Below are 10,359 nucleotides of genomic sequence, written 5' to 3' on the forward strand. Positions count from 1 at the left end.
TCATCGCCGTGAGGAACCCTTGACGGCAAGGAATGAACCGTAGTTCAATCCTTGTGATGGCTTATCGCCGGACGGAGCTGATGGAGGCGCGGCTCGCGGAGACGCGCGAGCGCATCGTGCGGGCAGCGCTCGGCCTGATCGCGCGCGGCGGTTACCGCGCCGCGTCCATCGCGGCCGTGGCCGATGAGGCCGGCGTCGCGACGGGAAGCGTCTACCGCCACTTCTCGTCCAAAGCCGAGCTCTTCGCGGAGGTGTTTCGTCGCGCGTCCGGGCGCGAGCTGGCGGTGGTGCGCGCGGTCGTCGCGCGCCCGGACGCGCGACCCACAGACCGCCTGGTAGCCGCGCTCGAGACGTTCGCCGGGCGGGCCCTCAGCGGCCGGCGGCTCGCGTACGCCTTGATCGCGGAGCCCGCCGACCCCGCGGTCGACGAGGAGCGGCTCCGGTTCCGCCGCGCGTACCGCGACGTCTTCGCGCGCCTGTTGCGCGAAGGGATCGCGACCGGCGAGCTCCCCGAGCAAGACGTGCAGGTCGCCGCATCGGCTTTGGTCGGCGCGATGGGCGAGGCGCTCGTCGGGCCGCTCTCGCCGTCCACGCGATCCCGGAACCCCGGGCGGCTCGTCGAAGCGATCGTTCGGTTCTGCACGCGTGCCATCTCTCAGGAGGTCTCGTATGCGAACGCATGAGGTCACCAACCAGCCGCCGCCGCTCGCCGGTTACAACGTCTTCGAGTCCGACCGCGCGCTCGTCGAAGCGCTGGGCCGCGAAGGCGCCGATTGGGCGGAGGACGCTTGTCGCGAGCTCGGCGAGATCGCCGGGTCCGAGACCGCGCAGGCGTGGGGGGTTCAGGCCAACGTCAACCCGCCGGTGCTGCGCACCCACGATCGTTACGGGAACCGCATCGACGAGATCGAGTTCCATCCCTCCTGGCATCGTCTGATGGAGATCGCCGTCTCGCATGGACTCCACGCGCTGCCGTGGCGCGACGACCGGCCCGGCGCGCACGTCGCCCGGGCAGCGATGTTCATGACCTGGCAGGTCGAGGCCGGCCACGGCTGCCCCATCTCCATGACCTACTCGGTCATGCCGGCGCTGCGGAAGCAGCCGGAGCTCGCGGCCGAGTGGGAGCCGCGGTTCACCTCGCTCGAATACGACCCGCGCTCGATGCCGTCGGCGTCGAAGCGCGGCGCGCTCGCCGGGATGGCGATGACCGAGAAGCAGGGCGGCTCCGACGTTCGCACCAACGCAACACGCGCCGAGCCTTCCAACGGCGGCGGACCGGGCTCCGAATACACGATCACGGGTCACAAATGGTTCTGCTCGGCGCCGATGTGCGACGCGTTCCTCGTGCTCGCGCAGGCGCCGGGCGGGCTGTCGTGCTTCTTGCTGCCGCGCTGGCTCCCCGACGGGACGCGCAACGCCTTCCACATCCAGCGGCTGAAGGACAAGCTCGGGAACCGGTCCAACGCGTCCAGCGAGGTCGAGTTCGCCGGTGCGACGGCGTGGATGGTGGGGGAGGAGGGGCGCGGCGTTCCGACGATCATCGACATGGTCACCCACACCCGGCTCGACTGCGTGATCGGGACCACGGCGCAGATGCGGCAAGGGGTCGCGCAGGCGACACACCACGCCGCGTACCGCTCGGCCTTCGGCAGGACGCTGATCGACCAGCCGTTGATGGGCAACGTGCTGGCCGATCTCGCGCTCGAGTCCGAAGCAGCGACGATCACCGCGATGCGGCTCGCGCGCGCCTACGACGCGGGGGCCGACGACGAGCAGGAGATGCTGTTCCGGCGGCTGGCCGCGGCGATCTCGAAGTACTGGATCTGCAAGCGAGGCCCGGCGCACGCCGCCGAGGCGCTGGAGGTGCTCGGCGGGAACGGGTACGTGGAGGACTCGGGGATGCCGCGGTTATTCCGCGAGAGCCCGCTGAACTCGATCTGGGAAGGCTCGGGCAACGTGATCTGCCTCGACGTGCTGCGCGCGCTCGCGAAGACGCCGCAAGCGTTGGACGCGCTCTTCGCGGAGATCGAGCTCGCGTCGGGCGCGGATCCGCGGCTGGATTCTTTCATCGCATCGGTGCGAGTGGAGTTGGCCGATCCCACGGATGGGATCGAAGCGCGGGCTCGCCGTTTGGTGGAGCGCCTGGCGCTCGCGCTGCAGGGCTCGCTGATGGTGCGCCACGCCTCGCCCGCGGCCGCCGACGTGTTCTGCGCGTCACGCTTGGGAGGCGATTGGGGCCGCGCGTTCGGGACGCTCCCGTCCGGGCCGGACCTCGGCGCGATCGTCGAACGGGCCCGGCCGAAGCTCTAGCCCTCGTCGACGCTGGTGTTCAGATCGACGCGAGGTCGATCGCTGTCTCCGGAGCGACGGCCAGGATCCGGTCGTCCTCGGTAAGGAGTGGGATACCCCGGGACTCAGCCAGCGCAACGTAGGCCGCGTCGTATGCAGAGAGTCCCCAGGCGATCCAAGGAGTCAGATCTTCGAGGTCTGCCTCCGCCACGTCGAAGGCGACCATCTTCAGAGACGCCGCCAGGTCGAGGAGGTCGGCCTCGGGCCACGTCCACCGGCGACCGGCAACGTTGAGGATCTCGAGAAAGAGCAACGACGGTACGATCACGATCAGTTCGCCGGCGCGATGCCGTTCCCGAACGATACGGGCTCGCTCGGATGAGACCTCAGCCTTCGGCGCGAACCACTTGAGCACGACTGATGCGTCGAGGACCGCCTCGGTCACCGGGCGTCTCGCTCTGCTCGGATCGCGACCGTGGGGTCCTCGGGCATCCCGTGGGCGCGGAAGAGCGCGTCCAGCCGGTCCATCGCGCGTCGGACGCTGGCCTGCCGTCCCGGTCCGTTGCGAGCGCCGAGCTCGCGTTCCGCCATTCGGGCGAGGTATGCGCTTCGCGTGAGTCCTTGGCGTTTGGCCTCCCGATCGACTCTGGCCAGCAATCGATCGTCGAAGGAAACAAGAACCTTCGCCATGAGCCGAGGATATCCGGATATCCCCCATCGTGTCAAGCGAGCCTGACGGATTGGCGGCGATCGAGCGCGATGAGTCGAGGCGCTCTATCCTCCGGCGTGAGAACCCAGGGGGACGAATGACACCGGAAGAGATGGGCAAGGTTCAGGACGAGCACATAGCGGCGGAGAATCGCGGAGACGTGGACGCGGCGGTCGCGACGTTCGTGGACGAGTGCTTCCTCGAGATCGTCGCGCTCGGCCTGAAGTTCGAAGGCAAGCAGGGGGTAGCGTTGCAATACGCGACGCTGTTCTACACGTTCCCCGACGCGGTCCTGAGCATCGACGACCGTGCGTTCGGCGACGACACGCTGGTCGAGTGGGGGACCTTCGCCGCGACGATGAAGGGCGAGTTCATGGGCGTGGCGCCCACCGGACGCCGCTTGGAGATGCCCTTCATCGCCGTCGTCCGGTTCAAGGACGGGCTGATGGAGTCCGAGCGGGCTTACTACGACATCGCGAGCCTGTGCGATCAGCTCGGGATCGGCATCGAGGAGGTTCGCGCCTCGGCGAAGCTCCTCGCCGGTTAGATCTTTACGCTGCTGCGGTGGCGCGACCGAGGACCGCTCGGACCGCCGTCAGTGCCGCTTCCACGCCGTCCCGATACGCGACCGGCACGTCGTAGAGGAAGGCGCGGCTCATCAGGTCGTCCTCGACGTCTTCCAGCCGTTCCAGTAGGGCTTCCATGCATCCCACCTCCCACGGGCGAGACTAGCGGGTGGAGGTTTCGAGCGGTTTTCGATCGCGTAACGGCTGGGTGAACTCTTCAGCCGGCCAGCGGGAGGGCGAGGAGCTTTTGCTCGTCCCCAGCGTCGGCGCTTGTGCGGAAGTAGGGCTCGAGACCGCAGACCGGGCATTTGCCGATGACGACGTCGGCCTCTCCATCATCGGTCTTGACGAAGAATCGCTCGCCCGTCCAGACGAGCTGGGTCAGCCGCTCGACGCCGATCGTGATCGGCTCTCCGGAGCCGAGATGCCCGGAGGTGTAGCCGGCAAGGATGACGTGCTCGTGGGTGCCGTCGTCCGACAGCACGTTCGTCCTGGCGATGACTTCGGGCACGGCGCCTCCGCGTCACGTCGTCGTCGGCGGAAGGATACCGGCTGACCGCTCCCGAGTCGCGCCTCGTGATCAGGCGCTCACCAGGTCGACCGCGATCGTTGATACTTCCGCGCCCTCGGCGGTGATGTCGATCTGCTGCGTGGACTCCGACGCCCCGGCGGCCTTGGCCTCGAGGGTCCAGGACCCCGGCGCGACGTGGAACGTGAACTTCCCGTCGTCCTTGGTGTACTGCTCGGACACGAACTCGCCGGACGGCCCGATGAGCCGGACGTACACGCCGCCGGCCGGCTTCCCCTCGAGCGTCACCGCCCCGTTGATCGATGGCATCTCACCCTCCTCCTCTCAGTCCCTTGTACTCCAGCTTCCAAGTGCGATCGCAGGTGCTGCAGTGGTACGACCGCTCTTCCTCGCCAGGGCGGATGTCCTGCTCTCCGCAGTACGGACAGTAGAACGGCTCCGCCCGGGTTACGCTCATCCGCGCGGCGGAGCGGCGAAGGCGACCAGCTCGTCGTCGGACAGCGAGTTCACGTACTCGGCGAACGAGCCGTGGCCGTTCCGCCGCGCCACGTACCGGCGCAACAGGGCCTCGACGTAGCCCGCGAGGTCCTCTCCGAGCACGCGGACCCCTTTCACCTTGCGGCCGAAGGAGTGGCCCTCACCCAGGTGCCCTCCCAGATGGACCAGGAACCCGTCGGACTTGGTGCCGTTGGAGCGCGACATGATCGCGCCCATGAGGCCGATGTCGGCGATCTGGAACCGCGCGCACGAGTTCGGGCATCCGTTCACGTTGATCCGGATGTCCTCGTCGAAGTCCGGCAGCCGCTCCTCGAGCTCCTGATAGAGATACTGCGCCCGCATCTTCGTTTCCGACAGCGCGAGCTTGCAGAACTCGATGCCGGTGCACGCCATCGCCCCGCGGCGGAACGCGCTCGGGCGGACCCGCAGATCCAAGTCCTCGAGCGCGGAGACCAGCTCCTCAGCCCGTTCCGGCAGCACGTCGAGGATCACCATCTTCTGCTGGGTCGTCGTGCGGATGCGCCCGCCGGCGTAGCGTTCGGCCAGATCGGCGACGGCGCGGAGCTGATGACCGTGGATCCGTCCGGCCTTGGGCGCGAAGCCGACGTAGCTTCGTCCGTCGCTCTGCTCGAAGACGCCGATGTGATCGCGCTGGGATGTGGTCGTGGCCGGCGGCGGGTCGCCGTCGGGCAAGGCGAACCCGAGGTACTCCCGCTCCATCACCTCGCGGAACCGCTCCGGTCCCCAATCCGCCATGAGGAACTTGAGCCGGGCGTGGTTCCGCGAACGCCGGTACCCGTAGTCCCGGAACGTTCCCGCGACCGCGGCCCAGACGTCGGGCACCAGGTCGGGTTCGACGAACACACCGAGACGCTCCGCGTAGCGGGGGTTCGGGCCGAGGCCTCCGCCGACCCACAGGTCGAATCCCACACCGTCTCCCTCGCGGCGAACGCCGACGAACGAGACGTCGTTGATCTCGTGCTGCGCGCATCGCTGGGTGCATCCGGCGATGGAGGTCTTGAACTTGCGCGGCAGGTTCGAGAACGCGGGATCGCCGACGAAACGCTTGTGTGTCAGTTCGATGAACGGGGTGGCATCGATCAGCTCGCCGGCGTCCACGCCGGCGAGCGGGCACCCGATCATGTTCCGAGGCGTGTCTCCGCACGCCTCGCACGTCGTCAGCCCGGTGCGCTCGAGCGCCTCCCAGATCCGGGGAACGTCCTGGATCCGGATCCAATGGAGCTGGACGTTCTGCCGGTCGGTCACGTCGGCGACGTCGCGGCCGAACCGCTCCGACGCCCACGCGATCGCCCGCAGCTGCTCGGCGTTCAGCGCGCCGCCGGGGATCCGGACTCGCAGCATGAAGAACTCGTCCTCGAGTTCTTCGGGTTTCGCCGTCGCGGTGATGCCTGCGGGCGTTCCCTGCTTGCGCTGCGTGTAGAGGCCCCACCAACGGAAGCGCGACCGAAGGTCGGGGGCTGGGATCGAGCGGAAGCCCCGCACCGCATAGATCTTCTCGATGCGCCCGCGGACGTTGAGGCCGTCGTCGTCGCGTTTCGTCTGCTCGGCGGCATTGAGCGGTTCGTAGTAGCCGTGCGCCCACTGGCCCTGCGCGCGCTTGGGCTTGCTCGGTGCGCGAGGCGGTGCGGCTACGGCTTGGTCGCTTCGTCGATCCACTCGAGCTCCTGATCGAACCGCTCGTGCGGCATCTCCCGGTGGAGGCCGCACTCCTTGAATTCCGAGCTCTCCCACCACCAGCGCCCGGCGCGTTCGTCCTCGCCGTGCGCGATCGCGCGGGTGCAGGGGGCGCAGCCGATGGAGGCGTATCCACGGTCGTAGAGCTCGTTGTAGGGGAGACGCTCGGCGCGGATGTACCCCCAGACGTCGTCCCTTCTCCAGTCGGCGAGCGGATTGATCTTCACGATGCCGCCGTGTGTCTCGTCGATCTCGACCTTGCCGGTGCCGGCGCGCGTCGTCGCCTGGTCGCGGCGAAGGCCGGTGATCCACCCATCCAGATCGGACAGCGCGCGGCGGAGGGGCTCGACTTTCCTGATGTGGCAGCAGAGCATCCGCAGAGTCTGGTGCCGCTGGAAGAGGTTCATGCCGTGCTGGCGGACCATGGCCTGCACCCGCGCATGATCCGGATGGAGGACGTCGATCTTGATGTCGTAGCGATGTCGGATCGCGTCGATGAGCGTGTGCGTCTCCTGCGGCAGCCGCCCCGTGTCGATCGTGAAGATCCGCACGTCGGGCCGGATCTTGCTCGCGAGATCGATCACGACCATCGACTCTGCCTGGAACGAGCTGGAGATCGCGATCCGCGGATGGAACTCCTCCAGCGCCCAGCCGAGGACTTCTTCGGCCGGAGCGGCGTCGAGCCGGCTCAGATCTTCTACGGCGATGGTCAACGCGTGGCCTCCGGGCGAGAACGTTTCCCCTATCTATGCGGGGAAAACCCCGGTACGCTGCAACTTCATCCGGGGTTCGGGTGAAACTATGACCCCGCCGCGGGTCGATAGTCAAATCGTTTGCCCGGTGTTAACAGTGTAAAGTCGAGCCCTGGGTCAGGCTAAGAATGGCATTGGGACGCGCGTATGCCTCGGCTCTTCCCTGCATCGGAGGTGGCCGGCGAGGGGAGCGCGTGGACCCGCTGGTTGCGATCGTCGGTCCTCCGGAGCAGGTCCATCCGGTGCTCCCAGCGGATCTGCCGACGGGCCCATTCGATGGCTGCGTCCCGCTCCGGATCCGATGGCGCCAGAGGCTTGGTCTCGTCCTCGCGCCGGGCCGCTGCGCCGCTCATGGTATACTCTCCAGTATGTTAGATACGTACCTGTATCTAGAATACAGATGGGTATCTGCGCCGTCAAGAGGCACCGGTGCCGTCTGAGCGGGTCGGTCCACTCACACGCGAGCGACGTCGCGAGCTGACCCGCACGGCGCTGATCGAGGCGGCCGCAGAGCTCTTCGCGAGAAGCGGCTTCCACGCCACCTCGCTCGAGGAGATCGCGCAGGCCGCCGGGTTCACGCGGGGCGCGATCTACAAGAACTTCAAGAGCAAAGAGGACATCCTCATCGCCGTCGTTGACTGGACGATCGAGCGTCAGTTCGTCGCGTACGCGGATGCACTCGAAGACGCAACGGAGACTTCCTCGAACCAGGTGTCCGCCGCGGCCGACGTCTGGACGAGATTGTTCCGCCGCGATCGCGTTCTCACGTTGCTCACGCTCGAGCTCCGCCTGCACGCCCTGCGCAACCCGGAATTCCGGCCGCGACTCGAGGAGTGGGAGCGTCATCAGGTCGACCGTGCCGCCCGATTCATCGAGGAGCGGATGGAAGTCGGCGGACTGAGCCTCTCGATCCCGGCGGACGATCTCGCCGCGCTGGCGCTCGCGAGCGTCGAAGGGATCGCTCAGGTCGCCGTGATCCGCTCGGACGGAGACGAGCGCGCGAACGAGCTGATGAAAGTCCTCTTCGGGCTCCTGTCGTCTTTGGTCAAGCCTTCGACGGCTGGATCCCAGTCGCGAGGCCGCGCGAAGCGGCGCTAGCCGCCGATCGACGACATCGTCCGTTGGGGCTGGACGAAGTCGGGGTGGTTGATGCGGTGTCCCGACCACTTCTCCCACATCGCCGCGCGGATCAGCGCCTCCAGCTCCTCCGCGGAAGCCCCCGCGCGCAGCGGGTCGCGGAGGTTGGTCTCGTTGAGCGCGAACAGGCACGAGCGGAACTGACCGTCGGCCGTGAGCCGCATCCGGTCGCACGAGTCGCAGAAGGGCTCGGTGACCGACGCGATCACGCCCACCGTGCCCGGCGCTCCGTCGGCGAACCGGCAGGTCGTCGCCGGCGACGGATCGCCCTCGTGCTCGACCGGGATCAGCGGGAAACGTTCCGCGATCCGGGCGAGAACCTTCCGGCTGGGAAGCACCTTCGCCCGCTCCCAGCCGTGGTCGGCGTCGAGGGGCATGTACTCGATGAACCGAACGTCGTAGCCGGTGTCTCGCGCGAACGCCGCGAAATCGGCGACCTCGTCGTCGTTCGTTCCGTTCAGCACCACGCAGTTGAGCTTGATGGGGGACAGGCCGGCCGCCTCGGCGGCGCGAAGCCCGCGCATGACGCCTTCGAGCGCGTCCCGCCGCGTCATCTCCGCGAAACGGTGCCGCAGCAAGGAGTCCACGGAAACGTTGACCCGGTCGAGTCCCGCCTCTTTCAGGGGCGCCGCCAGAACGTCGAGCAGGAGACCGTTGGTCGTCATCGACAGGTCGAGATCTTGGGCGACGTTCCGCAGCTTCCGCACGAGCTCGGGAAGGTCGCGCCGTACGGTCGGCTCGCCGCCGGTCAGTCGAACCGTTCGCACGCCGAGCGCGTGGAACACGCCGGCGAGGCGTGCGATCTCTTCGTAGGTCAGGATCTCGGCTCTCGGCAGCCACTGAAGGCCTTCCGCCGGCATGCAGTAGGTGCACCGGAAGTTGCACCGATCGGTCACCGAGACGCGCAGATCGGTCGCGACGCGTCCGAACCGGTCGACGATCGGCGATTTCCTCATCCCGTCCCCATCGAGGCGGCCTCCGCGAGGTCCGCGGGCGTGTTCACGTTCCAGAACGAACGTCCGGAAGGGTCCATGACCTTCCACTCGTCCGCGTCCACCCAGCGTACCCGGAGGCGCGAGAGCGCGCCCCGCAGCGACCGCTCTCCGGCGGCCAGCGCAGCGAGCAGCGGCTCGACAGCGCAGTCGCCGTACGCCGCGTGGAGCGGCTGCGGGCCGTGATCGGTTACCGGCACGACGGCGTCGGTCTCGTCGGCCAGCCGAGCCACGAGGGACGCCAGGAGCGGAACGTTGAGGAAGGGCATGTCACACGCGACGGCGACGACGTGCGGCGTTCCGGCGGCGCGGATGCCCGCGATCAGCGCCGGCAGCGGTCCCGCGAAGGCCTCGGCGTCTTCGAGGATCGGGACCGTCAGCGGCTCGAGCGTGGTCCGGTCGCGTGCGGCCACTACGATCCGAGGCGTCAGCGCGCGCAGGCGCTCCACGACGAGGTCGATCATCCGGCGGCCGCAGAACCGGACGGTCGCCTTGTCCGCACCCATCCTGCTCGAGCGACCTCCGGCGAGCACGACCGCCGCAACGCTCGGATCGGCGTCGGACGTGGCACCATCCACCCGATCGAACGTACACCATCGGAAGGAGCGCCGGCGATGGAGGCCAACGAGACGAAGTGGTTGGGCGAGGTCGAGGCCCGGCTGGGCGACGGCGACGGACCCGCCGTGGACGACCGGGTGATGCGCTTGCTCCTGCGGATCACGAAGGTCACCGCTGACGCGACCGGCGTCCGGTACCTCGCGCCGCTGACGGCCTATCTGGTCGGCTTGGCGGCCGGCCGGGCCGAGGTCCGAGGTGACCCGATCGACCTTCGCGCGGTCGCCGACCAGGTCGACCGCCTGGCGAAGGACTGGCAAGCTCAGCCCGGAGGCTGAGCGACCGAGGGGACGGCGCGGTGACGGACGAGCAGGGAGGCGGGCGCGCGGTGATCGTCGCGGCCGATCTGCTGCTGCGCGCCCGGCTCGAGGACCTCGCCCGGTCGGCCGGGCTGGTCCCCCAGGTCCACCGCGCGTTGCCCGCCCCCGACGAGGTTCCGGCCGTGCTCGTGCTCGACCTCGACGCCCCGGATGCGCTCGAAGGCGTTGGGGCGTGGCGCGAGCGTTGGCCGCAGCTGCGCATCGTCGGGTTCGTTTCCCACGTCGACGCCGAACGGCGCGCGGCCGCCCCGGCGGGC

Annotated in this window: 16 protein-coding genes; 6 read left to right on the top strand and 10 right to left on the bottom strand. The window is 68.5% G+C overall.

All coding sequences use genetic code 11. The features are described 5' to 3' along the window. The first annotated feature begins 56 nt into the window (after window positions 1-56). Both WEB06_10150 and WEB06_10155 read left to right on the top strand, forming a co-directional pair. Entirely contained in the window at window positions 57-683 is a 627-nt protein-coding gene (locus tag WEB06_10150; protein ID MEX2555984.1) for a TetR/AcrR family transcriptional regulator, read from the top strand. Continuing rightward, window positions 670-2,310, top strand: coding sequence for an isovaleryl-CoA dehydrogenase (locus WEB06_10155; protein MEX2555985.1), 1,641 nt, complete (start codon window positions 670-672; stop codon window positions 2,308-2,310). Before WEB06_10150 ends, WEB06_10155 begins: the two co-directional genes overlap by 14 nt. 19 nt (window positions 2,311-2,329) lie before the next feature. On the opposite strand, the gene WEB06_10160 is transcribed toward WEB06_10155, so the two are convergent. Together WEB06_10160 and WEB06_10165 are read right to left on the bottom strand one after the other, a co-directional pair. Then, entirely contained in the window at window positions 2,330-2,734 is a 405-nt protein-coding gene (locus WEB06_10160) for a type II toxin-antitoxin system VapC family toxin (GenBank protein ID MEX2555986.1), read from the bottom strand. After that, window positions 2,731-2,979, bottom strand: coding sequence for a hypothetical protein (locus WEB06_10165; GenBank protein MEX2555987.1), 249 nt, complete (start codon window positions 2,977-2,979; stop codon window positions 2,731-2,733). The genes WEB06_10160 and WEB06_10165 overlap by 4 nt, the downstream gene beginning before the upstream one ends. Before the next feature lie 116 nt (window positions 2,980-3,095). Here WEB06_10165 and WEB06_10170 point away from each other — a divergent pair, with 116 nt between their 5' ends. Beyond that, window positions 3,096-3,545, top strand: a complete 450-nt coding sequence (locus tag WEB06_10170) for an ester cyclase (protein ID MEX2555988.1) — start codon at window positions 3,096-3,098, stop codon at window positions 3,543-3,545. 4 nt (window positions 3,546-3,549) lie between these two features. Here the strand turns inward: WEB06_10170 and WEB06_10175 are convergent, their stop codons facing one another. From WEB06_10175 to WEB06_10200, 6 genes are all read right to left on the bottom strand, one after another. After that, window positions 3,550-3,702 carry a hypothetical protein gene (locus WEB06_10175; protein ID MEX2555989.1) on the bottom strand — a complete coding sequence of 51 codons (153 nt, stop codon included), beginning with the start codon at window positions 3,700-3,702 and terminating at the stop codon, window positions 3,550-3,552. Between the two features lie 79 nt (window positions 3,703-3,781). Beyond that, window positions 3,782-4,075, bottom strand: a complete 294-nt coding sequence (locus WEB06_10180) for a hypothetical protein (GenBank protein MEX2555990.1) — start codon at window positions 4,073-4,075, stop codon at window positions 3,782-3,784. A gap of 69 nt (window positions 4,076-4,144) precedes the next feature. Beyond that, complete coding sequence (locus WEB06_10185; protein ID MEX2555991.1) at window positions 4,145-4,402, bottom strand: DUF1416 domain-containing protein; 258 nt, start codon at window positions 4,400-4,402, stop codon at window positions 4,145-4,147. Between the two features lie 144 nt (window positions 4,403-4,546). Beyond that, complete coding sequence (locus WEB06_10190; GenBank protein MEX2555992.1) at window positions 4,547-6,268, bottom strand: nitrite/sulfite reductase; 1,722 nt, start codon at window positions 6,266-6,268, stop codon at window positions 4,547-4,549. After that, window positions 6,241-6,999, bottom strand: a complete 759-nt coding sequence (locus tag WEB06_10195) for a phosphoadenylyl-sulfate reductase (GenBank protein ID MEX2555993.1) — start codon at window positions 6,997-6,999, stop codon at window positions 6,241-6,243. The genes WEB06_10190 and WEB06_10195 overlap by 28 nt, the downstream gene beginning before the upstream one ends. Before the next feature lie 161 nt (window positions 7,000-7,160). After that, window positions 7,161-7,391, bottom strand: coding sequence for a hypothetical protein (locus WEB06_10200; protein ID MEX2555994.1), 231 nt, complete (start codon window positions 7,389-7,391; stop codon window positions 7,161-7,163). Window positions 7,392-7,467: 76 nt separating this feature from the next. Here WEB06_10200 and WEB06_10205 point away from each other — a divergent pair, with 76 nt between their 5' ends. After that, on the top strand, window positions 7,468-8,136 hold the full coding sequence (locus tag WEB06_10205) for a helix-turn-helix domain-containing protein (protein MEX2555995.1): 669 nt from the start codon (window positions 7,468-7,470) through the stop codon (window positions 8,134-8,136). Here WEB06_10205 and moaA read toward each other — a convergent pair. Together moaA and WEB06_10215 are read right to left on the bottom strand one after the other, a co-directional pair. Further along, window positions 8,133-9,131 (bottom strand): GTP 3',8-cyclase MoaA, encoded by a 999-nt coding sequence (gene moaA, locus WEB06_10210; GenBank protein ID MEX2555996.1) that lies wholly within the window; start codon window positions 9,129-9,131, stop codon window positions 8,133-8,135. The two genes, WEB06_10205 and moaA, sit on opposite strands and share 4 nt — an antisense overlap. Next, a complete protein-coding gene (locus WEB06_10215) occupies window positions 9,128-9,745 on the bottom strand; it encodes a molybdenum cofactor guanylyltransferase (protein ID MEX2555997.1) in 618 nt (205 codons plus the stop codon). The genes moaA and WEB06_10215 overlap by 4 nt, the downstream gene beginning before the upstream one ends. A 36-nt stretch (window positions 9,746-9,781) precedes the next feature. Between WEB06_10215 and WEB06_10220 the strand changes: the two genes are divergently transcribed. Together WEB06_10220 and WEB06_10225 are read left to right on the top strand one after the other, a co-directional pair. Beyond that, window positions 9,782-10,060 carry a DUF6457 domain-containing protein gene (locus WEB06_10220; protein MEX2555998.1) on the top strand — a complete coding sequence of 93 codons (279 nt, stop codon included), beginning with the start codon at window positions 9,782-9,784 and terminating at the stop codon, window positions 10,058-10,060. Window positions 10,061-10,080: 20 nt separating this feature from the next. After that, on the top strand, window positions 10,081-10,359 hold a 279-nt coding region (locus WEB06_10225; protein ID MEX2555999.1), incomplete at its 3' end, for a hypothetical protein.

The sequence above is a fragment of the Actinomycetota bacterium genome, from assembly GCA_040905475.1.
Taxonomy (GTDB): Bacteria; Actinomycetota; AC-67; order AC-67; family AC-67; genus DATFGK01.